This window comes from Ancalomicrobiaceae bacterium S20, assembly GCA_040269895.1.
Lineage (GTDB): Bacteria > Pseudomonadota > Alphaproteobacteria > Rhizobiales > Ancalomicrobiaceae > Methyloraptor > Methyloraptor flagellatus.
In genome coordinates, this window is record CP158568.1 from 991,596 (window position 1) to 1,013,878 (window position 22,283).

Annotated in this window: 23 protein-coding genes; 12 read left to right on the forward strand and 11 right to left on the reverse strand. The window is 68.5% G+C overall.

The genetic code is table 11. The features are described 5' to 3' along the window. The first annotated feature begins 174 nt into the window (after positions 1-174). A complete protein-coding gene (locus tag ABS361_04815) occupies positions 175-975 on the forward strand; it encodes a YdcF family protein (protein XBY46808.1) in 801 nt (266 codons plus the stop codon). Here the strand turns inward: ABS361_04815 and ABS361_04820 are convergent. The 3 genes from ABS361_04820 to ABS361_04830 all read right to left on the reverse strand — a co-directional run bounded on the left by ABS361_04820 (position 914) and on the right by ABS361_04830 (position 3,177). Next, a complete protein-coding gene (locus ABS361_04820) occupies positions 914-1,708 on the reverse strand; it encodes a DUF599 family protein (protein XBY45604.1) in 795 nt (264 codons plus the stop codon). The two genes, ABS361_04815 and ABS361_04820, sit on opposite strands and share 62 nt — an antisense overlap. 132 nt (positions 1,709-1,840) lie before the next feature. Further along, positions 1,841-2,113, reverse strand: coding sequence for a hypothetical protein (locus ABS361_04825; GenBank protein XBY45605.1), 273 nt, complete (start codon positions 2,111-2,113; stop codon positions 1,841-1,843). Positions 2,114-2,286: 173 nt separating this feature from the next. Continuing rightward, positions 2,287-3,177 (reverse strand): LysR family transcriptional regulator, encoded by an 891-nt coding sequence (locus ABS361_04830; protein XBY45606.1) that lies wholly within the window; start codon positions 3,175-3,177, stop codon positions 2,287-2,289. 341 nt (positions 3,178-3,518) lie between these two features. Between ABS361_04830 and ABS361_04835 the strand changes: the two genes are divergently transcribed. Continuing rightward, complete coding sequence (locus tag ABS361_04835; GenBank protein XBY45607.1) at positions 3,519-4,166, forward strand: glutathione S-transferase family protein; 648 nt, start codon at positions 3,519-3,521, stop codon at positions 4,164-4,166. 58 nt (positions 4,167-4,224) lie between these two features. Here ABS361_04835 and ABS361_04840 read toward each other — a convergent pair whose 3' ends face one another. Both ABS361_04840 and ABS361_04845 read right to left on the reverse strand, forming a co-directional pair. Then, positions 4,225-4,440, reverse strand: coding sequence for a hypothetical protein (locus ABS361_04840; protein XBY45608.1), 216 nt, complete (start codon positions 4,438-4,440; stop codon positions 4,225-4,227). A gap of 373 nt (positions 4,441-4,813) precedes the next feature. Further along, a complete protein-coding gene (locus ABS361_04845; GenBank protein XBY45609.1) occupies positions 4,814-6,499 on the reverse strand; it encodes an MFS transporter in 1,686 nt (561 codons plus the stop codon). Positions 6,500-7,216: 717 nt separating this feature from the next. Here ABS361_04845 and ABS361_04850 point away from each other — a divergent pair. Beyond that, a complete protein-coding gene (locus ABS361_04850; GenBank protein XBY45610.1) occupies positions 7,217-7,648 on the forward strand; it encodes a DUF1489 domain-containing protein in 432 nt (143 codons plus the stop codon). Positions 7,649-7,662: 14 nt separating this feature from the next. Beyond that, positions 7,663-8,016 carry a hypothetical protein gene (locus tag ABS361_04855; GenBank protein ID XBY45611.1) on the forward strand — a complete coding sequence of 118 codons (354 nt, stop codon included), beginning with the start codon at positions 7,663-7,665 and terminating at the stop codon, positions 8,014-8,016. Positions 8,017-8,087: 71 nt separating this feature from the next. Here the strand turns inward: ABS361_04855 and panC are convergent, their stop codons facing one another. Continuing rightward, positions 8,088-8,972: a pantoate--beta-alanine ligase gene (gene panC, locus ABS361_04860; protein XBY46809.1), complete on the reverse strand. Its 885-nt coding sequence runs from the start codon at positions 8,970-8,972 to the stop codon at positions 8,088-8,090. A 311-nt stretch (positions 8,973-9,283) separates the two neighbouring features. Between panC and ABS361_04865 the strand changes: the two genes are divergently transcribed. Then, positions 9,284-10,048 (forward strand): DnaJ domain-containing protein, encoded by a 765-nt coding sequence (locus tag ABS361_04865; GenBank protein XBY45612.1) that lies wholly within the window; start codon positions 9,284-9,286, stop codon positions 10,046-10,048. Positions 10,049-10,119: 71 nt separating this feature from the next. Here ABS361_04865 and ABS361_04870 read toward each other — a convergent pair whose 3' ends face one another. Both ABS361_04870 and ABS361_04875 read right to left on the reverse strand, forming a co-directional pair. Next, positions 10,120-10,458 carry an SPOR domain-containing protein gene (locus ABS361_04870; protein ID XBY45613.1) on the reverse strand — a complete coding sequence of 113 codons (339 nt, stop codon included), beginning with the start codon at positions 10,456-10,458 and terminating at the stop codon, positions 10,120-10,122. Next, positions 10,458-11,858, reverse strand: a complete 1,401-nt coding sequence (locus ABS361_04875; GenBank protein ID XBY45614.1) for a D-alanyl-D-alanine carboxypeptidase family protein — start codon at positions 11,856-11,858, stop codon at positions 10,458-10,460. The genes ABS361_04870 and ABS361_04875 overlap by 1 nt, the downstream gene beginning before the upstream one ends. A 407-nt stretch (positions 11,859-12,265) precedes the next feature. Here ABS361_04875 and ABS361_04880 point away from each other — a divergent pair, with 407 nt between their 5' ends. The 7 genes from ABS361_04880 (at position 12,266) to ABS361_04910 (ending at position 19,844) form a co-directional block, all read left to right on the forward strand. After that, positions 12,266-12,598, forward strand: a complete 333-nt coding sequence (locus ABS361_04880; protein XBY45615.1) for a phasin family protein — start codon at positions 12,266-12,268, stop codon at positions 12,596-12,598. A gap of 645 nt (positions 12,599-13,243) precedes the next feature. Beyond that, complete coding sequence (gene clpS, locus ABS361_04885) at positions 13,244-13,573, forward strand: ATP-dependent Clp protease adapter ClpS (GenBank protein XBY46810.1); 330 nt, start codon at positions 13,244-13,246, stop codon at positions 13,571-13,573. 6 nt (positions 13,574-13,579) lie between these two features. Further along, positions 13,580-16,006: an ATP-dependent Clp protease ATP-binding subunit ClpA gene (clpA, locus tag ABS361_04890; protein ID XBY45616.1), complete on the forward strand. Its 2,427-nt coding sequence runs from the start codon at positions 13,580-13,582 to the stop codon at positions 16,004-16,006. Positions 16,007-16,204: 198 nt separating this feature from the next. Next, on the forward strand, positions 16,205-16,945 hold the full coding sequence (locus ABS361_04895; protein XBY45617.1) for a metallophosphoesterase family protein: 741 nt from the start codon (positions 16,205-16,207) through the stop codon (positions 16,943-16,945). Positions 16,946-17,002: 57 nt separating this feature from the next. Next, complete coding sequence (locus tag ABS361_04900) at positions 17,003-18,505, forward strand: bifunctional serine/threonine-protein kinase/universal stress protein (protein XBY45618.1); 1,503 nt, start codon at positions 17,003-17,005, stop codon at positions 18,503-18,505. Between the two features lie 170 nt (positions 18,506-18,675). Next, positions 18,676-19,488 (forward strand): AzlC family ABC transporter permease, encoded by an 813-nt coding sequence (locus tag ABS361_04905; protein ID XBY45619.1) that lies wholly within the window; start codon positions 18,676-18,678, stop codon positions 19,486-19,488. Continuing rightward, positions 19,485-19,844 carry an AzlD domain-containing protein gene (locus ABS361_04910; protein XBY45620.1) on the forward strand — a complete coding sequence of 120 codons (360 nt, stop codon included), beginning with the start codon at positions 19,485-19,487 and terminating at the stop codon, positions 19,842-19,844. The genes ABS361_04905 and ABS361_04910 overlap by 4 nt, the downstream gene beginning before the upstream one ends. Positions 19,845-19,895: 51 nt before the next feature. Here ABS361_04910 and ABS361_04915 read toward each other — a convergent pair whose 3' ends face one another. The 3 genes from ABS361_04915 to ABS361_04925 form a co-directional block, all read right to left on the reverse strand. Then, the gene (locus tag ABS361_04915; GenBank protein ID XBY45621.1) at positions 19,896-20,318 is read right to left on the reverse strand and encodes an HIT family protein; all 423 of its coding nucleotides are present in this window, start codon (positions 20,316-20,318) and stop codon (positions 19,896-19,898) included. A gap of 113 nt (positions 20,319-20,431) precedes the next feature. Beyond that, entirely contained in the window at positions 20,432-21,640 is a 1,209-nt protein-coding gene (locus tag ABS361_04920; GenBank protein ID XBY45622.1) for a GNAT family N-acetyltransferase, read from the reverse strand. Positions 21,641-21,830: 190 nt separating this feature from the next. After that, on the reverse strand, positions 21,831-22,136 hold the full coding sequence (locus ABS361_04925) for a hypothetical protein (protein XBY45623.1): 306 nt from the start codon (positions 22,134-22,136) through the stop codon (positions 21,831-21,833). Positions 22,137-22,283: the final 147 nt, after the last annotated feature.

A 22,283-nucleotide genomic window follows, 5' to 3' on the forward strand; every position in this document is an offset into this window, starting at 1 on the left:
TCGTTTCCATATTGCGATACTTAGATATGTCATCGCGGATCGCCTGCGGCGAGCTATGTCTCTATCATGCGACGCCAAGCGCTCGCCCTTCCTCCGCTGCGGGAGCGAGAGGGCCTTCGGCGGCCGCCCGTCAATGGCGCCGCTTGTCCGTTTGCAAGACCAAGGCTCGTGCCGATGTTCGCCCTGCTCACCAAGATCGCCTATCTGTTCCTGAAGCCCAGCAATCTTCTCGTTGCGCTCGCGGCGCTCGGCTTCCTGGCCTCGCTGATCTCGCGCCGCATCGTCGTGCGTCTGTTGGCCGGTCTGGCGATTGCTGGCCTCGTTGTCATCGGGTTCCCGCCGACGACCGGATGGGTGGCCGAGATCCTCGAGGACCGGTTTCCGATCCCGGCGCAGCTCGACCCGCCGCCGGCCGGCATCATCGTTCTCGGCGGGGCGCAGGAGACCCATCTGACGGCGCTGCGCGGGGCGCCGCAGGTCAATGCCAGTGCCGAGCGGACGCTGGTGGTCCCCGACCTCGCCCGGCTCTATCCGCAGGCGCGGATCGTGCTCACCGGCGGCAATGCCGGGGAGGCGCACGGCGTGTCGCTGTCGGAGGCGGAGATCATGCGCCAGCTGATCGTCTCGGCCGGCGTCGCGCCGGAGCGGATCACGACCGAGGGACGGTCCTGGACCACCTGGGAGAACGCGACCTTCACCAAGGCGCTGGTCAATCCGGAGCCCGGCAGCCGCTGGCTGCTGGTGACTTCCGGCTGGCACATGCCGCGCGCCATGGGCGCGTTTCGCGCGGCCGGATGGGACGGGGTCGTCGCCTATCCGGTCGACTTCGTGACCGGTGGGCCGGAGGCGCTCAATGCCGGATACGCGGGCGCCGGTCAGTCGCTCGCGCTGTTCGACATCCTGGCCAAGGAGATCATAGGGCTTGCCGTCTATCGGATGGCGGGGCGGTCCGACGCCTGGTTCCCGGCGCCGTGATCCCGGTTTCCGGGTTTTGCCCCCGAGGCGGCGGCATCAACGGATCCGGGCCGTCCTCGAGCGAATGCAGGGCGTGACTCAGGTATTGACGGCGCAGCAGCACGAGCAGGATGACGGTCGTCGTCGCCATGAAGATCCAGGCGTTGACGAGCCAGCCCATGAAGCCGAGCGAGAAGAACAGCGCGCGCAGGCCCCAATGGAAATGGTGGCCGGCGTCGATCTGCATTTCGGAAAAGCGCCGGGCGGCGACGACGCCCTGCGCCGGATCGTGGTCGTCGGAGGCGTTCGGAACGGCGCCGATCAGGATCGCGGCGTAGTTGAACAGCCGGTACGACCAGCCGAACTTGAAGAAGGCGTAGCCGTAGATCACAACCAGGCCCAGCGCCTTGGTCTGCAGCGCCATGCGGCTGGTGGCGACATGCAGCGGGATCTCGGACAGGATCTCGAGCAGCCGGTCGGCCTGATTGAGCAGACCGAAAGCGGCGCCGACGGCGATCAGCGAGGTCGAGGCGAAGAAGGCGGTGCCGTTCTGAAGGCTCGACATGATCGCCGTGTCGACGATGCGCACGTCGCGCTCCAGCATGCGGGCGGCCCAGACGCGACGATGCATGTCCATGCGCCGCGACAGGCTGCGGTCGCCCAGGCTGGTCTTGTCGACCAAATAGCCGACGCCGAACCAGGCGAAGATGAACCAGGCGAGGGCGAAGGCGTCGGGAAAGATCGGGATCGGCATGGCGGCACCATGCCCCATTCGAGGCCGGATTCGCCAGTCCCGGCGCATCGGCTCATTGCCGGGAAACGAGCCTCATCCGGACCCGGCGGTGCGCCGGGGCCGGACGACGGGGCCGAGGGCAGGGCAGGCCGATCAGTGGCGCAGGCTCTGCCAGTAGAGCTGCTGCTGGATGCGATAGGCCGCCGCGGCGTTGCGCTCGGCCCATGCGGGTCCGTTGCCGCGCACATAGTCCGAGCCGGCGGTGGCCGGATTGTCGGCATAGGCGCCCGAGGCGCGGTCGTTGTAGGTCCGGACGTGGTGCTGGCGCACGTGGTGGTGCTTCTTCTTGGTGGTGTGCGCGAAGGCCGCTGCCGGCGCGAGGCCGACGAAGCAGGCGGCGAGGGCGATCGACACGAGTTTGCGCATGGCGTGCATCTCCGGTTTGCGATCCCGCGCGGAGGCGGTTGTCAGCAAAACCCACGGCGCGGCCGTAAGTTCGCCGCCGCACACCCGGCACGGCCGCTTTTTCGTCGCCTCGCGCAAGGTTGAAGCGGGGTGTGCCCCGCGTGAGCCACGGCCCGCGCCCGGCGCCGCTCCTCTCAGAGCAGGGGCGTCAGGCGCTCGGTCAGGAAGTCCATGAACAGGCGGATCTTGAGATCGAGCGTCGCGCGCTTCGGGTAGAGCAGGGAGAGGTCGTAGAGCGCCTTGAGCCGCCAGTCGGGCAGCACGGGAACGAGCGCGCCGCGCTCGACGTCGGCACGCGCGACCAGCGTGTTGACGCGGGCGATGCCGAAGCCGGCGACCGCCGCGCGCAGGCCGAGCAAGGGATCGTTGGCGCAGATGCGCGGGGCGATACGGACATCGACGGTCCGGGGGCCGTCGAAGGACCAGATCTCCGGTCCCGGGCGCAGCGATGCGGCGAGCAGCCGGTGGTCGAGCAGCGCCTCCGGCTCCTGTGGCGCGCCGTGGCGCGCGATGTAGTCCGGCGAGGCGACCAGCATCATGCCGACCGTGCCGAGCCGGCGCAGCAACAGCGCGGAGTCGGGTACGGCGCCGATATGCAGCGTCATATCGGCGCCGAACTCGACCGGATCGTGCCGCGCGTTGTCGAACAGGACGGCGAAGTCGACCGAGGGATGGATCGCCGCGAATTCGGCCAGCCAGGGCTGCACGACGGTGATGCCGAGCGCGTAGGGCAGCACCAGCCGGACGGTGCCCGCGGGCGCGCGCGTCAGGCCGCGGATCTCGGACTCGGCGTCGCGGATGACGTCCACCGCCTGCGAGACCTTCTCGTAAAACGCCGTTCCGGCCTCGGTCGGCGACACGTTGCGGGTGGTGCGGTTGATCAGCACGGTGCCGAGACGCTTTTCGAGCTCGAGCAGCTTTCGGCTGATGGTCGCCACCGGCAGGCCGGTCTTGCGCGCCGCCTGCGTGAGGCTGCGCTGCTCGTAGACGCCAATGAAGACTTCGATATCGTCGATGCGCGGCATGAACATGGGTCCGGGACGCGCGCGGGCCGCCGGCCGGCGCGTCGTCGCTTTGTCGTCAGGTGGGGAGTTTCGTCGGCTTCGATGCCGGACGGGCCGCGCGCCCCGTCGCTGCGAGGACGCTCTTGATCGCTCTATTACTGTAAGATCTGACAATAAGCGATGGGGCGATAGAGCTTTTCTGGCGGATTTCGGGCTTTTTTGGATGACGCTGCGTCGTCTTCCCCTGCGCGATCGGAGCCTATTTCAACGCGGCTGATGACCTCCGTCAGCAAAAGGCGTTGGACGTGCCCGCCGCGCGGGGCTTCTCTCTGCGCGGGTCCAAAGCACGGGAGGCCGTCGACGTGAGACTGGTGATCGGCAACAAGAACTATTCGTCGTGGTCGCTCCGGCCGTGGCTGGTGGCACGCCATTTCGGCATCGCGTTCGACGAGACGATGATCTTGCTGGACATGCCGGACACGCGCGAGCAGATCCTGCGCTATTCGCCGTCCGGTCGGGTGCCGTGCCTCGTCGATGGCGAGATCGCGATCTGGGAAACGCTGGCGATCATCGAATACTTGGCCGAGCGCTTCCCCGAACACGCGATCTGGCCGCGCGATCCGGTGGCCCGGGCGCTCGCGCGGTCGATCGCCAACGAGATGCACGCGGGCTTCGGCGCGTTGCGGTCGGCGTGTCCGATGAACCTGCGCAAGACCTTCCCCTGGCAGGACTGGGGCGGTCCGGCGGCCGCCGCCGACGTCGCGCGGATCGTGGCGCTGTGGCGCGACGCGCGGGCTCGATTCGGGCAGGGCGGGCCGTTCCTGTTTGGCGCCTTCTCGGCCGCCGACGCCATGTATGCACCGGTGGTCACGCGGCTGAAGACCTATTCCTGGCCGGTCGAGCCGGACATCCGTGCCTATATCGACGCTGTGTTCGACCTGCCGGCCATGCGCGCCTGGTGCGACGCGGCGGCGACCGAGACCTGGATCGTGCCGTCCGACGAGGTCTGACGGCGGCGCAGCGCGGGGCGGCGAAGCAGGCCCGTCGATGAGGGGCCCGCGCGCCGGTTCAATGCAGCGTGCCGGACAGGTTTTCGAACCAGGCGAGGCTCGGCGCCGGCACGGCTTCGCTCCGCGCGGCGGCGTTGCCGCGCGATCCGGCAGTCCGGCCTTCGAACCGGCTCCGGAAGGCGTCGGCGATCCGGCGGTCGCGGCGCATGCGCATATCGCAACGGGCGATCCGGACGAGCAGCGCACGCGGGCGGTCGGCGGTGTCGGTCGTCATCGGCGGTCTCCCTCACTGACCTTCCGGCCCGGCCGGATGGTCCCGGACGAGCGGATGGTTCGTTTCGATCGCACCATCGAGGAGAGGCCCTGAATGCGGCGCCAAGGCGTCGTTCATCGGTCGTTAACGTGATTTCGTGCGTGGGCACCGCGACGCCGCGACGCCGCGACGCCGCGACGCCGCGACGCCGCGACGCCGGCCGGCCCCACGGTAGGGAGCCGCGCGCCCGTTCAGGTGTGTCCGGACCGGAGTGGAACTCCGCCCACGAAAAAGGCCCCCGTCGCCGGGGGCCTTGGAAGGCGGGGTGCCCGAGTGCACCCGTCGGGATCCCGGGGCGGGCAAGCCGTGCCCCGGGATCGCTCGTCCGCGATGATCAGCGGTTTTCGAAGGTGAAGATGTCGCGATCCTTGGTTTCCGGAATGAACAGGAAACCGATCACGAAGGTCATCGCCGCGATGACGATCGGGTACCACAGGCCGTAGAAGATATCGCCGGTCTGGGCCACCATGGCGAAGGCCGTCGCCGGCAGCAGGCCGCCGAACCAGCCGTTGCCGATGTGGTAGGGCAGCGACATCGAGGTGTAGCGGATGCGGGTCGGGAACAGTTCGACCAGCGCCGCGGCGATCGGGCCGTAGACCATCGTCACGAAGATGACGAGCACGAACAGGATGCCGATGATGGTCGCGACCTGCGGCCGGAAGATATCGAACGGGTTCGACATCTTGACGATGCTCGGGTCGCCGGCCTTCGGGTAGCCGGCGGCCTGGGCCGCGGCGAGCGTGGCCTTCTGGCTGTCGGCGAGCTTGGTGGTGTCGAACGCGACATCGGTGCCGCCGAGCGTGATCTTGGCCGGCACGGTGCCCGGGGTCAGCGTCGTCGTATACTTGATCGACGACTTCGACAGGTAGTCGCGGGCGAGGTCGCACGACGAGGTGAACTTGCGGGTGCCGACCGGGTTGAACAGGTCGCCGCAGTCCTTGGGGTCGGCGGTCACGGTCACCTGGACGGTCTCGACCGCCTTGGCGAGCACCGGGTTGGCGGTCTCGGCGAGCTTGGTGAACAGCGGGAAGTAGGTCAGCGCCGCGATCAGGCAGCCGGCCAGGATGATCGGCTTGCGGCCGATGCGGTCGCTGAGCGCGCCGAACACGACGAAGAAGATCGTGCCGATCAGGAGCGACCAGGCGATCAGCAGGTTGGCGGTGTAGCCGTCGACCTTCAGGATCGATTGCAGGAAGAACAGCGCGTAGAACTGGCCCGTGTACCAGACCACGCCCTGGCCGGCGACGAGGCCGAGGAGGGCGAGCAGCGCGATCTTGGCGTTCTTCCACTGGCCGAAGGCTTCCGTGAGCGGCGCCTTCGAATGCGTGCCCTCGGCCTTCATGCGCTGGAACGCCGGGCTCTCGTTGAGCTGCATGCGGATCCAGACCGACACGCCGAGCAGCAGGATCGAGACCCAGAACGGAACGCGCCAGTAGAAGTCGGCGAAGTCCTTCTCACCGACGATCGAGCGCACGGCGAGGATGACCAGCAGCGACAGGAACAGGCCGAGCGTCGCGGTGGTCTGGATCCACGAGGTGTAGAAGCCGCGGCGGCCCATGGGGGCGTGTTCGGCGACGTAGGTCGCGGCACCGCCGTATTCGCCGCCGAGCGCGAGGCCCTGCAGCAGGCGCAGCGAAATCAGGATGACCGGGGCGGCAAATCCGATCTGGGCCGAGCCGGGCAGGATACCGACGATGAAGGTCGACAGACCCATGATCAGGATCGTGACCAGGAAGGTATACTTGCGGCCGACGAGATCGCCGATGCGGCCGAACACCAGAGCGCCGAACGGACGAACCAGGAAGCCGGCGGCGAAGGCGAGCAGCGCGAAGATGTTGCGGGTCGACTCGTCATACTGCGAGAAGAACTGCGCGCCGATGATCGCGGCGAGCGAGCCGTACAGATAGAAGTCGTACCACTCGAAGACGGTGCCGAGCGAGGAGGCGAAAATCACCTTTCGCTCTTCTGCCGTCATGGGGCGCGCTGCGGCGCCTTTGGCGGGCATGCTGGTTACGGACATTGGGGTTTCCTCTGTTGCTTTTCGAAGTGCTCCCGGCCATCGCCTGCGCAGCCGTCGCCACGTCTTCAGGGATGACGAGGCGGCGACCTGCCGGATGGTTCGGGAGTGGCTCCCTTGGTTCGACGTCCTGGATTTCGACTTCCTGGAATTCCCGTCGCGGTGCTCTGCTCCGTAGACCGAGGCACCAGCGAACCGATTTAGTGCCCGGCCAAACTTCGCATTGCCGCGCACTTCCGCGCCCCGGCATGACCGGAGGCGCTTCGGACCGGTCGAGAACGGTGGAACGTCAGGGCGCCGCCGTCTCGTGGTCCGGATCTGATCGAAACTCCTCCCTCGTCGCTCGCCAATCGCCGCAACCCTCGGTTACGTTATCCTTCGGGAAGTCCTCCCGGCGATCGATGCGGCTCGGTCTGGTCTCATTCCGCCATTTCGATGTGTACCACCTGTCCGGGAACCCGGATCGGCGCCGATCAGCGAAAAACGGCGGAACTTCGACGCTGGACGATACCGTCAGGGTTCCGACATCGCCATACCGGACAGGGTTGACACTTCGTTTATATGTGAAAACACGTATACCGCTCCGGTGGTGCGGTGCAACATCAGTCAGGCCCGGCGGGGCGCGTCCCGCGGTCCCGAAAGGGCGCTCGTGACCGACAGTGTGGAGGAGCGCGCCGGGTCGGATTGACCCGGCAGCGCCTCCCGGAGCATGGTCGCGGCATGACTCTCCACTTGATCAAACTCTGCGTCGGCTGCGACAGCGTGGCGGATCTCGCCGGCTGGATCGACGAGCGGCTGGCCGAGCGGCGACGTCGCGGCGAGCGGCCGGTCCACATCCATCGCACCCGCCAGAGCCCGAAGAAGCGCGACGAGATCCTCGATGGCGGATCGCTCTACTGGGTGATCAAGGGCCAGGTGATGGTGCGCGAGACGATCGTCGATCTGGTGCAGGTCGAGGACGCCGCGGGCGTGCCGCATTGCGATATCATGCTCTCGGGCGACCTGGTGCAGGTCGAGCCGCGGCCGTGCCGGCCGTTCCAGGGCTGGCGCTATCTCGCCGACCACGAGCGGCCGCGCGACATACCCGGCGCCCGCAGCCACGATCTGTCGCCCGAGCTCTGGCGCGAACTCGCCACGCTCGGCCTGCTCTGACCCGGAGGTATGCGATGGCGCGACGTCCTTTTTCGATCGTGTCGCCAAGGGCCGTGCTCGTCGCCGTCGGCGCCGCGCTGGCGCTTCTGCTCGCCGGCCAGCCGGAGGCATCGGCCGGAACCAGGCCGTGCCGGACCGGCGCGGACGGCCGGCCCGTGCCGCTCGGCTGCAAGCCAGCCGCGACGCAGGCGCCGGTCCGGCCGGAGGAGGGCGGACCGGTCTCGGCGCTGACCTTCAAGGACCGGCAGCCGGCGCGGCCGAAGCCGGAGACCGATGCGGACGGCAGAAGCGTTTATCGGTTCCAGGACGGCACGACCGTGACGATCGGCGGTTCGGTGCAGGTCGAGGTGCTCGGCCGCATCCGCTGAGGGAGACACAGGCGCGCAGGGCTTCGGCGGCCGAGCAGTTCGCACGGCCGGCGCGAGATACGGCTCGGGACTCAGACCGCGATGTTGTCGATCAGCCGGGTCCGGCCGATCCAGGCGGCGACCAACAGGCGCAGCGGCTCGCGCGAGACATGCTCGACGGCCGCGAGGCTCGCGGCGTCGCGGAGCGTCAGGTAGTCGACCTTGTCGAAGCCGGCGTCGAGGATCGCCGCGCTGCCCTCGACGAGCACGGTAGCGGCCGGTTCGCCGGCGCGGATGCGGCGCGCGGCGTCGGTCATGGTGGCGTAGAGGATCGGCGCGGCGGCGCGTTCCCCGGCCGTGAGGTAGGCGTTGCGCGACGACAGCGCGAGGCCGTCCGCCTCGCGCATGGTCGGGGCGCCGACGATCTCGGTCGGGATGTTGAGATCGCGCACCATCTGGCGCACCACGGCGAGCTGCTGGAAGTCCTTCTCGCCGAAGATCGCGATATCCGGCAGACCGGCGAGCAGCAGCTTGGCGACGACGGTGGCGACGCCGCCGAAGAAATGCGGGCGGAACTCGGTCTCGAGCCCGAGGGCGGCGCCCTGCGGCTCGATCCGGGTCGCGAAGCCGAGAGGGTACATCTCGGCCGCATTGGGCGCGAAGACCAGATCGGCCGAAAGACCGGTCAGGAGTTCGAGGTCGTGCGCCTCGGTGCGGGGGTAGCTCTGGAAATCCTCGTGGGGCGCGAACTGGGTCGGGTTGACGAAGATCGTGACCACGACATGGTCGGCGCGGCGGAAGCCCTCGCGCACCAGCGACAGATGACCTTCGTGCAGCGCGCCCATGGTCGGCACCATGGCCGTGGTCTCGCCGCGGCGGCGCCAGTCGAGGACGCGCGCGCGCAGATCGGCGATGGTGCGCACGACCTCGGGCCGCCGGCCGCCGGCCGGAGCGATCCGGGGCGTCTCGCCGCGCATACCCGCCTTCGAAGCGTCGATCATCGTGCCTTCCTCCACAATCAAGTCGCCGGCCGTCGGTGCCGACCGTCCGGCGCGGCGGCGCGGACACTGTCAGATCGTCGGCGCAAATGCCAGCCGCGCGAAAGTCGCGGTTTTCGGATGCCGGAATTCAGACGCCCGAGAATCAGATGGTCGGTCCCCGCCGGCGCGTCAATGGCGCCCGCGCGGCGCGCGGGCCTGCATTTCCGGCCGGGGCAAGGGATGCTATTGCCGGGGCGCCCGGGCGGCTCGCGCCCGGGGCTTTCGTCGCCCGATCGGATCGCCCTGTCATGAACCTGCCTGTCGTCGCGCTCCTCGTTCTCGTCGCGCTCCTGGTCGTTGCGGGCAAGCTCGGCCTGATCGACCTCAGGACCGCGGGCCGGAAGGCGCGCCGCTGGATCGGCACCGGCGCGGTGGCGGCGGGCGCCTTCTGCGCGGCGACCGGGCGGATCGCGCTCGGGGCGGCGCTGGTGATCGGCGGTCTCGCGCTGCTCGGCTCGGAGCCGGGCGCGCTCGGACCGGTCTGGAAGGCGGTGCGGCTGAGCCCGCTCGGTGCGCTCGCCGGCTTGTTCGGGGCGCGGCCGCGCGGCCGGCGCTCGACCATGCGTTCGGCCGCGCTGGAGGTCGAGGTCGACCACGACAGCGGCGTGATCAGCGGGCGGGTTCTGGTCGGGCGGTTCGAGGGCAGGGACCTGGCGCGGCTCTCGGTCGCCGATCTGCTGGCGCTCAGGCGCGAGATCGCCAACGACGCGGAGAGCCGGGCGCTCCTAGAGGCTTATCTGGATCGCCGGAGCCCCGCCTGGCGTGAAGACCTGCAGGACGACCCGGCAGCGCGGTCGCGCGGCCCGGCGCGCGCGGGCGCCATGACCGAGGAGGAAGCCTACCAGATTCTGGGGCTTCAGCCGGGAGCCGGTGATGCGGAAGTCAGGGACGCGCATCGCCGCCTGATGAAGGCGGTCCATCCCGACATGGGAGGATCGACCTTCCTTGCCGCCAAGATCAACGAAGCCAAGGACCGATTGGTCGGCAGACATGGGACGCGCTCCAAAAACTGATACGCAGAGCGGGGTACGGTTCACTCACGGCTATTCCAGATCGTCCCCTGTGACGGGGGCGATCGCATCGCTCACTGACGCAAGGCGATGCACTCGAAGTCCTTGCGCTTCAGCGAGCTGCAAGCGGCATTGGCGGCATTCTGGTCGGCGAAACCGGCAAACCGGGCGCGCACGATCTTGGTGCCGCCCTTGGCGGCGGTCTCGGTGAAGCCCTCGGCGCGGGCGAGCTCGCGCACGCCGGCGGACTTCGCCTTGTCGATCCTGGCCTCGGCGGCGCCCTTAGAATCGAAGGCGCCGATCTGGATCATCCAGCCGGTGCGGCCAGAGGCGATCGGCGCGACGGTGTCGCGGTCCTTGCGGACCACGTCGTCGGCTTTCGACGGCGCGCGGGTGGTGTTCGTGTATTCCATCACTTCGCGATGGCTGATCGTGGCATCGGCGAGCGAGGCGACCTTGGCTTCGCCGGCGCGGCCGCGCGGCGGCTCGGCGCGGGCGGGGCCGATCGAGGCCGGCGGGATCGGGCCGGAGACCTGCTTGGTCTCGTAGAGCAGGATCGCCTTGGCCATCGCGACCGCGGCGCCGTGTTCACCGACGCGCGGCGCGGCGATGCCGGCCGGCGGAACGGGGCCGAAGCCTCGCTGCTGACGATGCGCGGCGCGTTCGGGTTGAACGGGCGGGCGGCGGTCGGAGCCGGCGCGAGCGGCATCGGCGCGGAGACGGGCGTCAGCACCAGGGGCGCGGACGGGGCGGGGGTGGGGGCCGGAACCGGGGTCGGCGCGGGTGCCGGGACGGTCGCGATCATCGCGGCGGCGACGGCGCGCTTCGGCTGGATCTCCTGCGGCTCGGCGTCGTTGGCGGTGTCGGTCGAGACCTTGGCGAGGCGGCCCTCGGCGAAGACCGAGGCGACCTTCGGGCCGCTGCTGGCGGCCGGCAGCGACTGCGTGAGCAGCTTGATCATGTGATCGTCGCGGGAGCGGCCGCTCGAGCCGCCGAGCACGGCGGCGACGAGGTGGCGGCCGTCGCGCCTCAGCGACGAGACGAGGTTGAAGCCCGAGGCGCCGGTGTAGCCGGTCTTGATGCCGTCGACGCCCTCGAGGCGGGTCATGACGCGGTTGTGGCCGGTGACGGTCTCGCCGCGATAGACGAACGAGCGGACGCCGAAGAACGTGTAATAGCGCGGGAAACGCTCCTGCAACGCGCGGCCGAGCGTCACCATGTCGTGGGCGGTGGTGATCTGGCGCGAATCCGGCAGGCCGGAGGCATTGTAGAAGGTGGTCGAGTTCATGCCGATCCGCCGGGCGGTCTCGGTCATGCGGCGGGCGAACGCCTCCTCGGAGCCTGCGATGTTCTCGGCGATGACCACGGCGGCGTCGTTGGCCGAGCGGGTGACGGCGCCCTTGATCGCGTCCTCGACGTCGATGGTCGAGCCGGGGCGCAGGCCGAGCTTGGTCGGCGCCTGATTGGCGGCGTGGCGGGAGACCTCGAGTTCGCTGTCGAGCTTCAGGCGGCCCTTTTCGAGTTCCTCGAACAGGACATAGAGCGTCATCATCTTGGTCAGCGACGCGGGATGGCGCGGGCTGTCGGCATTCTTGGAATAGAGGACGCGGCCGGTCTTGTCGTCGACCACGTAGGCGGCGTAGCGCGCGGAACCCGAGATATCGCCGTCGTCGCTCGCGGCGGCGCGCGTCACCACACGGTGATGGCGCCGGCGCGCGGCCTCCGCGTCGGATGTCGCCACCATGGTGAGGGCGAGACCGACGAGAACCGCCTTGGCCAGGCGGACGCTTCCCAGAAAACGCTGATACTGCACGTCAACATCCCCGACGCCGCCGTTCCTGTCCTGGAACGTGTCGATGTCCCCGTGGCGAACACGACCGATCCGGACGGACCGATCTCGCCCATTCCTTGTTCTCTCGTCCGCCCGCGAGCCCTTCTTCTGGCTCGGACGGACGATTGCCGGGTCGGGTCACGATGGGTCGGCTGGACCGCTCGCCGGCATAAGGGAGGAAGCTTCGCCTTCGCGTTGCATCCGTCCCACACAGGTCAGGATGCAGTCGACGAGGTTGAGGAAGGGTAAATTCTAATGGTTGCGCTCGCATCCATTTTGCGGTGCGGGAACGATCTTGACGTGCACAAGCATTAGGCGCTATGTTGCAGCGCAATATGAAGCGCCGGAGCGGACGGCCCGGGAAACGTCAGTCGCAAGGAGAAACGACCATGATCAACGCCGAAGAGTTCCAGAAAGCCGCCAAGGAAAGCGTCGACAACTCGGTCAAGTCCTTCGGCACCCTGACCAAGGGCGTCCAGGCGATCGCGGTTGAAGTCGCGGACTATTCGAAGAAGTCGTTCGAGCAGAGCACCGCCACGATCGAGAAGCTGTTCGGCGCGAAGACCCTCGACAAGGCCATCGAGATCCAGTCGGATTTCGTGAAGACCTCGTACGAAGGCGCTGTTGCCGAGTTCACCAAGGTCGGCGAGCTCTACACGGACCTCGCGAAGGAGCTCTACAAGCCCTTCGAAGGCGCGTTCGGCAAGTTTGCCGCGAAGTGATTTTTGTGCAGCGCCGTAAGCAGCTTGCCTGATAAGGCGCCGCGACGGCCGGCACCAAGGAACGATTTGAAGGGCCCGGACATTCTCCGGGCCCTTTTGCTTTTGATTAACCTTGCAGGGGAACGCGGCCCCCGAAAATGACACGCGGCCCGTCGGCGCGACGGCCGGACGCATCGCCCTTCGCGGTATACGGGGGCCTCGTCGCGCGTCGTTTCGCCGGCGCCTCGCCCTTTCAAGAGCGCAGCCCGGCAGGGCACCCATGCGCGCCGACGGCCGGCCCGCGACCGGCGCGCCCCTTTTCCGTCTCCTGGCTCTGTCCCATATGCACGAAAGCGGGCCGCAGGGCCGGCGATCGACCATCTGCCATTCGGACGCGCCCCAAGGGGTTCAACTGTCGTTGCGGGCGCGGCACAAAGCCGTACAATACCGAGACGAAGCAGCCCGAAACCGCCGGTTTTCCGGCATTCGCGCCGCCTCGACCGCGCCGGCATCGTCCTTGCAGCCGTTCGTTCGGAGGTCTTGGCCGGTTGGTGGTTCTGTCGGAAACGGGCGGTTCGGCCGTTGGTTTCCGGCCAAGTGAAAACGAGTGTGTCGGCCGACGTGGCCGGCCAGTTCCCTAAAGAAGCGATGCGCGTCGAACCGACCATGAGCAAGGAAACGCGACGCCCGGGCGAGAACGACCCGGGCTCGATCGTCGTCACCAAGACGCGGGCGAAAACCAAGCGCCCGAACCTCTATCGCGTGCTCCTGATCAACGACGACTACACGCCGATGGAATTCGTGGTGCACGTGCTGGAACGGTTCTTCAACAAGGGTCGCGAGGAAGCGACCAGGATCATGCTGCACGTTCATCATCATGGGGTGGGGGAGTGCGGGGTCTATACCTATGAAGTCGCCGAAACCAAGGTGACCCAGGTCATGGACTTCGCGCGCAAGCATCAGCATCCGCTGCAATGCGTCATGGAAAAGAAGTGAGGTCCGATGCCGTCCTTCTCCCGCAGCCTTGAAAAGGCTCTTCACCAGGCGCTCCACTTCGCCAACGAGCGCCGGCAGGAATATGCGACGCTGGAGCACCTTCTCCTGGCGCTGCTCGACGACGGCGACGCCACCGCGGTCATGCGCGCCTGCAACGTCGACATCGACGTGCTGCGCCGTAACCTCGTCGAGTACATCGACACCGAGCTCGAGAACCTCGTCACCGATGGCGAGGACGACTCCAAGCCGACCGCCGGTTTCCAGCGCGTGATCCAGCGCGCGGTCATCCATGTGCAGTCCTCGGGGCGCGAGGAGGTCACCGGCGCCAACGTGCTGGTGGCGATCTTCGCCGAGCGCGAGAGCCATGCGGCCTATTTCCTGCAAGAGCAGGACATGACCCGCTACGACGCGGTCAACTACATCAGCCACGGCATCGCCAAGCGGGTCGGCATGTCGGAGAACCGGGCTCCACGCGGCGCCGAGGAGGAGACCACGTCGACCGAGAGCGGCGAGCAGCCGAAGAAGAAGACCGACGCCCTCGAGGCCTATTGCGTCAACCTCAACGACAAGGCCAAGAAGGGCAAGATCGACCCACTGATCGGCCGCGACAGCGAGATCGCGCGCACGATCCAGGTCCTGTGCCGGCGCTCGAAGAACAATCCGCTGTTCGTCGGCGATCCCGGCGTCGGCAAGACCGCGATCGCCGAGGGCCTCGCGCGCCGCATCGTCAACAACGAGGTGCCCGAGGTGCTGCGCGGCGCGACCGTGTTCGCGCTCGACATGGGCGCGCTGCTCGCCGGCACGCGCTACCGCGGCGACTTCGAGGAGCGGCTGAAGCAGGTCGTCAAGGAGATCGAGGATTATCCGAAGGCGATCATGTTCATCGACGAGATCCACACCGTGATCGGTGCGGGTGCCACGTCGGGCGGGGCCATGGACGCCTCGAACCTCCTGAAGCCGGCCCTTGCCAACGGCTCGCTGCGTTGCATCGGCTCGACCACCTACAAGGAATATCGGCAGTTCTTCGAGAAGGACCGCGCGCTGGTGCGCCGGTTCCAGAAGATCGATGTCAACGAGCCGACGATTCCGGACGCGATCGAGATCCTCAAGGGGCTCAAGCCCTATTTCGAGGAGCACCATCGCGTGCGCTACACCAACGACGCCATCAAGACGGCGGTCGAGCTGTCGGCGCGCTACATCAACGACCGCAAGCTGCCGGACAAGGCGATCGACGTGATCGACGAGTCCGGGGCGGCGCAGATGCTGCTGCCGGAGAGCCGGCGCAAGAAGGTGATCGGCGTCAAGGAGGTCGAGGAGACCATCGCGACGATCGCGCGCATCCCGCCGAAGTCGGTCTCCAAGGACGACGCCGAGCTGCTCTTGCATCTCGAGGCCAATCTGAAGCGCGTCGTCTACGGTCAGGACAAGGCGATCGAGGCGCTGGCCGCCGCGATCAAGCTCGCCCGTGCCGGCCTGCGCGAACCGGAGAAGCCGATCGGCTCCTATCTGTTCGCGGGCCCGACCGGCGTCGGCAAGACCGAGGTCGCGCGTCAGCTCGCCAAGCTGATGGGCGTCGAGCTGCTGCGCTTCGACATGTCGGAGTACATGGAGCGGCACACGGTCAGCCGGCTGATCGGCGCGCCTCCGGGCTATGTCGGCTTCGACCAGGGCGGTCTCCTGACCGACGGCATCGACCAGCATCCGCACTGCGTGCTGCTGCTCGACGAGATCGAGAAGGCGCATCCGGACCTGTTCAACATCCTGTTGCAGGTCATGGACCACGGCAAGCTGACCGACCATAACGGCAAGCAGGTCGATTTCCGCAACGTCGTCATCATCATGACCACGAATGCGGGCGCGGCCGACCTCGCCAAGGCGCCGGTCGGCTTCAACCGGGTCAAGCGCGAGGGCGACGATCAGGAGGCGATCAACCGGCTGTTCACGCCGGAGTTCCGCAACCGGCTCGACGCGACGATCTCGTTCCAGCAGCTGCCGATGGAGGTCATCCATCAGGTTGTGTCGAAGTTCGTCATGCAGCTCGAGGCGCAGCTCGCCGACCGCGGCGTGACCTTCGAACTCGACGACAGCGCCGTGAAGTGGCTGGCCGAGAACGGCTACGATGCCCAGATGGGCGCGCGTCCGCTCGGCCGCGTGATCCAGGAGCACATCAAGAAGCCGATCGCGGACGAGGTCCTGTTCGGCAAGCTCCGCAAGGGCGGCGTGGTCAAGGTCACGACCGAGATCAAGGAGAACGGCAAGCCCGGGCTGAAGCTCGAGTCGATCGCCGACGTCGGGCCGACCGCCGAGCCGAAGCCGGAGCCCGAGGTCAAGGCCAAGAAGCCGCGCGCGGCTTCGAAGGCGAAGCCGAAGAAGACCGGTGTCCCCGGTCCGGCGCTGCCGAAGAGCCTGGTGCCGAAGGTGCCGCTCGGGTGATTGCGTCGGTCGCCTGCGGGCGATCGGACCAAAAGATCGAAAGCCGCCCACGCGCCGCGCGTCGGGCGGCTTTTCTTTGCGGATTTCGTGCCCGCATGCCGGATTCGCGCTGCGTGAGTGAGACTCATGGCGTGGTTGCGCTCCAACCCGTCGCGGGTGCAGGGTCGGTCCCCGTTCCCGTCGCCGAGGCTTCCGTTCATGCGTATCGCGCTCATGACCGACATTCACGCCAATGCCGAGGCGTTTGAAGCCTGTCTCGCGCAGGCGCGCGCGGTCGGCTTCGATCGGCTGGCGCTGCTCGGCGACTTCGTCGGCTATGGGCCGGATCCGGCGCGGGTGGTCGACCGGGTCGTGGAGCTGGTCGGCGAGGGGGCGATCGCGATCAAGGGCAATCACGACGAGGCGGCGGTCCGGATGATGGCCGGCATGTCTGAGAATGCCGCCCGCGCCATCGAATGGACGCGCGGAGCGCTCGACACGGCGCAGAAGGCGTTTCTCGACCGGCTGCCGCTGACCGCGACCGAGGGCGAGATCCTGTTCGTCCATGCGAGCGCCAAGGAGCCCGGGCGCTGGATCTATATCCTCGAGCGGGAGAGCGCCGCCGACTGTCTGGCCGCGACCAAGGCGCGGCTCGTCTTTTGCGGCCACACCCATGTGCCGGCGATCTACCACACCGCCGGCAAGGCGCCGCCCGAGCACTTCCGGCCGAAGCCGCGCGTGGCCGTGCCGTTCTCGAAGGTCTGCCGCTATGTGTCGGTGATCGGCTCGGTCGGCCAGCCGCGCGACCACAACCCGGCCGCCTGCTGGGGCCTCTACGACACCGCGCAATCGAGCCTGACCTTGCATCGCGCCGTCTACGACGTCGAGGTCACCATGCGGAAGATCAAGGACGCCGGGCTGCCGGAGTGGCTGGGTAGACGCTTGGTGGAAGGCGTCTGACGCCTGATCGCGGGAGGCGGTCTTGCGGGCGGGCCGGTGGGAGAAGGGGCAGGGGCGATGCTGAGGCCGAGCGAACTCGAACCCGGCCAGCGGATCGACGGCTACGTGCTCGGCGAGCGGCTCGCCAATGGCGGCATGGGCTCGATCTGGCGCGCGACGCGGGCGGATCTGAAGATGCCGCTCGTCCTGAAGATCCCGTTCTTCATGCCGGGCGACGACGTCTCCAACATCATAGGCTACGAGGTCGAGGAGATGGTGATGCGGCGGCTCGAGGGGCCGCATGTGCCGCGCTTCGTCGGCGCCGGCGATCTCGCGGCGCTGCCATATCTCGCCATGGAATATGTCGCCGGCACGCCGCTCGACAACTGGGTGCGGCAGGCGCCGGTGGCGCCGGTCGAGGTGGCGCGGATCGGCGCGATGATCGCGGAGGCGCTCGACGACGTCCATCACCAGAAGGTCGTCCATCACGACCTGAAGCCCGGCAACATCATCCTCGCCGAACGCGGCGCGGTGCTGCTCGATTTCGGCCTCGCCCGCCACGAGGATCTGCCGGACCTGCTCGGCGAGGAGAGCGCGCTGCCGATGGGCTCCGCGCCCTACATGGCGCCGGAGCAGGTGCTCGGCCATCGCGGCGACCCGGCGAGCGACATTTTCGCGCTCGGTGCCATTCTCTACGAACTCGCGACCAAGGAACTGCCCTTCGGCGATCCGCAATCGACCTCGGGGATGAAGCGGCGGCTCTACAAGGCGCCGAAGCCGCCGCGCTCGATCGTGCGATCGATCCCGCGCTGGCTGCAGGAGATCGTGCTCAAGTGCCTGGAGGTCGACCCGCGCCGGCGCTACGCCAGTGCCGGGCAGTTGCTGTTCGACCTCAATCACGGCGAACAGGTCACCCTCACCGAACGCGGCAGCCGCGACGAGCCGGAGGGGCTCATGGCCCGGCTCGTCGGCTGGTTCGCGGCCAAGCGCAAGACCGTCGACGTCGCCGGGCTCATGCCGCAGCGCATCGAGGTGTCGGCGGCCAGCCGCGCGCCGATCGTGCTCGCGGCGGTCGATCTCGGGCCGGGGCAGGCCGCGCTCGCGGAGGACGTCCGCGTGCATGTCCGCCGCGTGCTCGACAGCGCGCCGGAGGCGCGGCTCGCCTGCCTGACCGTGCTGCGCACCAAGCTCGCGGGCGATGACGACACGGTCGACGAAGCCGGGCGCACCGCCTATGTCGGCCGGCTGCTCGCGCTAAAGGACTGGGCGCAGCCGCTCGGCGTGCCTGAGGAGGCGGTCAGCTATCACGTGGTCGAGGCGATCGATCCCGGTGGGGCGATCCTCGATTATGCGGAGCACAATCGCGTCGATCACATCGTGCTCGGCGCCCGCGGCTCCTCGGCGCTCCGGCGCCATCTCGGCAGCGTCTCTGCCGCGGTGGTCGCGCGGGCGCATTGCACGGTCACGGTCGTGCGGCTCAAGGCGCGCGCGGTCGAGGGCGAGGCGGCCGATGCGACGGCCGGGGACGGCGCCGCGGCGGATATGGCAGCTGCCGGCGGGGGCGGCGACAGGGACTTCTGATCCGGCGCGACGGTGCCATGCACGGCACGGATTGCAGCGGCGGGCAAATTCGCCTTTGATCCGGCGGTCCGGAGTCGTTCCGGCGCGCGCCCGACCCGTGTCGGGCGGCGCGCGCATCCGGCCCCTCCACCGCGAGCCGCCGTGTTTCGTGAAAGGTCCGACCCGCCAGCATGCCCGCCGACGCGCCGAACCCGCACGCCGATACCGCGAGAGATCCGGCGGTTCTCGATCCCGCTTCCGAGGAGCGGGTCGATCGCCTGCTGTGGTTCGGCCGCGGCATGGCACAGATCGTCTCGGTGCCGGCGCTGGTGCTGATGGCGGCCTTCGTCGGATTCGCGGGGCTCGCGCGCGAGAGCGGCGTGCCGGTGCAATATGCGGCGATGCTGACCGCGTTGGTCTGGGCGCTGCCCTCGACGGTCATCATGGTCGCGGCGATCAAGTCGAACGCAACCCTGTTCGCCGCGATGCTGGCCGTCTCGCTGTCGGCGGTCCGGCTGATGCCGATGACCATGGCGCTGGTGCCGATCCTGCGCGGGCCGCGCACCCGCACGATCACGTTGCTGGCGCTCTCGCATTTCGTCGCCGTGACCTCCTGGGTCTTCGGCATGACGCAGTTGCCGGCCCTGCCGCGCGATGCGCGCGTGCCTTATTACGCCGGCTTCGCGATCACGCTGACCACGGTCAATATCGGGGTCACGGTGGTCGCCTATATCGCGGCCGGCGCGCTGCCGCCGGCGCTCGCCGCCGCGCTCAGCCTGCTGACGCCGCTCTATTTCATCCTTTCGCTGTGGGGCGCCTCGCGCCTGCCGTCCGACCGGCTGGCGCTGGTGTTCGGCATGGTGCTCGCGCCGGTCATGAACAAGGTCAGCCCGGATTACGAACTGCTGCTGGTCGGCCTGATCGGCGGCTCGGCCGCCTATGGCATCGGGCGCTGGACCAGGCGGCGCGGCGGGGCCGAAGACGGGGGAGGCGAGGCGGCATGAACCCGACCTTCACCTCGATCGACGCGCCGTGGTGGCCGGCGGTCTATATCCTGATCGCCGGCTTCGTCGCCAACGACATCTGGCGCATCCTCGGCGTGGTGTTCTCCGGCCGGATGCGCGAGGACAGCGAGATCTTCGGCTTCGTCAAAGCGGTGGCGACGGCGCTGGTCGCCGGCGTCATTGCGGAGCTGATCCTGTTTCCCGGCGGCTCGCTCGCCCGCGCGCCGCTCTGGCTGCGCGTCGGCGCGGCCGTGATCGGCTTCGCGGCTTACCGGCTCGGCAGCAACCGCATCCTCGTCGGCGTGGTCGCCGGCGAGGTCGTCTTTGTGATCGGCTGGTGGCTTGTCGTCGGCTGAGCCGCAGGGCGTTCTGGACGCCCGGCCGAGCCTGATCGCCTGCGCGCCGCCTCAGAGCGCGGCGCGGATCTTCTCGGCGTGGGCGGCGAGGATGCCGTGGTCGGCGAAGGGGCGGGGCAGGGGCTTCACATGCTCGCCCATCTGGCGCGGCAGCACGTGAAAGTGCAGGTGGAACACCTCCTGACCGCCGGCGGCCTCGGAGAACTGCTGGACGGTCACGCCGTCGGCGAGGAAGGCCTGCTTGGCGGCGATGGCGATCTTCTGCGTGGTCGCGATCACGGCCTTCAGCGCCTCGGGCGGGCAGTCGAGAATGTTGCGCGCCTTCACCTTCGGAATGATCAGCGTATGGCCGTCGACCGCGGGCATGATGTCCATGAAGGCGAGCGTGTGGTCGTCCTCGTAGACCTTGTGACAGGGGATCTCCCCGCGCAGGATCTTCGCGAAGACGTTGGTATCGTCGTAGCCCGTCGTCATGGTCGCCCTCGGCAGGTTGATGGACGCCGGCAATCTAGCCCGCGCCCCCGCCCGGTCAAGGCGGGGGAACGCGGGCCTGCAAGGCCGGCGCCGGCGGCACTCCAGCGACGGCGTCAGAAATCCTCGAGGTCGCGGCGATAGGGGGAGGCTTCGGCGAGCGCCTCGCCGACCCTCGCGACCTCGCGGCGCTCCTCGGTCAGATAGCGCTCGATCGCGGCGCGGAAGCCCGGATCGGTGACGAAATGCGCCGAATGCGTCGTCTCGGGCAGATAGCCGCGGGCGAGCTTGTGTTCGCCCTGGGCGCCGGCCTCGACGCGGGCGAGGCCGCGCTCGATGGCGAACTCGATCGCCTGATAGTAGCAGGCCTCGAAATGCAGGAACGGCCGATCCTCGATCGCGCCCCAGTTGCGGCCGTAGAGCGCATCCGAGCCGATGAAGTTGAGCGCCCCGGCGATGAAGCGCCCCTCGCGGGCCACCATCACGAGCAGGATGTCGTCGGCCATGCGCTCGCCGACGAGCGAGAAGAACCGCCGGTTCAGGTAGGGCCGGCCCCATTTGCGGCCGCCGGTGTCCATGTAGAAGGCGTAGAACGCATCCCAATGCGCTTCGGTGATCGCCTTGCCGGTCAGGCGCAGGATCTCGACGCCTTCGGCCGCCTCGCGCCGCTCGCGCTTGACCTGCTTGCGCTTGCGGCTGGCGAAGCTGCCGAGAAAGTCGTCGAAGTCGCGGTAGCCGCGGTTGTGCCAATGGAATTGCTTGTCGGTGCGCGGCAGCCAGTCGGCGGCCTCGAAGGCCTCGACGTCCGGCGACTCCAGGAAGGTCGCGTGCACGGTCGAGATTCGGTTCTGGCGCGCCAGCGTCGATAGCCCGGCGACCAGCACCCGGCGCAGCGTCGCGCGCTCGGCCTCGGTGCCGGCGCGGACCAGGAGGCGCGGGCCGGTCGCGGGCGTGAACGGCACGGAGACCTGGAGTTTCGGGTAATAGCGGCCGCCCACGCGCTCGTAGGCATGGGCCCAGCCGTGGTCGAAGACGTATTCGCCCTGGCTGTGGGTCTTCAGATAGACCGGCGCGATCGCCTGCGGCCGGCCGTCGGCGCCGTCGACGACGAGATGCAGACCGCGCCAGCCGGTCGCCTCGGTCGCGCAGCCCGACTGCTCGAGCGACCAGAGGAAATCATGCGAGACGAAGGGATTGTAGCCGGGCGTGCCGTCGGCGCCGGGCGGCGCAGCGGCACGCGCGCAGGCGTCCCAGTCGGCTCGAGCGATGTCGCCGAGGCTCTCGACCACGCGCAGCGTGACCTCGTCGCCGGTGTGTTTCGGCATGGGGGACCCGGTTGGGGAAAGTGTCAGTGCCGAGAACAAGATAGGTCGGCGCGCGCCGCTTGCCCAGTCACATGCGCGGGGGCACGGATGCGGGTGGACGGCCGCTGCCGCTCGCTCGCGGGATGGCCGCAAAAGCGAAACGGCCGGGCACAGGGCCCGGCCGTTCGAAAATCGTGTGGAGCGATCCCGCTCAGCGGCAGACGCGGCGGATGTGCTCGTCGCCGTAGCGATCGTACCAGGTCTCGCGCCAGCAGCGCGGACGACGGACGATGACTTCCTCGTCGACATAGGCCGGCGGCTGCGAATAGTAGCGGCGCGGCGGCGGCGGATCGTTCGCCATGGCGCTGCCGACGACACCGCCGACGATCAGGCCACCGACGATGCCGGCAGCGATATCGCCGCCGCGGTCGGCGCGGGCCGGGGTGCTGGCACCGATCATGCCGGTGCCGATCGTGATGGCCGCCGCAGCGGCGATGACGAACTTCTTGGCCAACATCGAAAGTCCCTCTCTTCCCTGGGGCGCGGTCCGCCGGTGCGCAGCGCCCCGTCCGTCCCTGTTGGCATTGGTTATAGCCGACCGGACATCGACGCGGCATGAGCGCGCCATTCATCGGCCGTTCATGTCCCTCGGGCCGAGAAGATC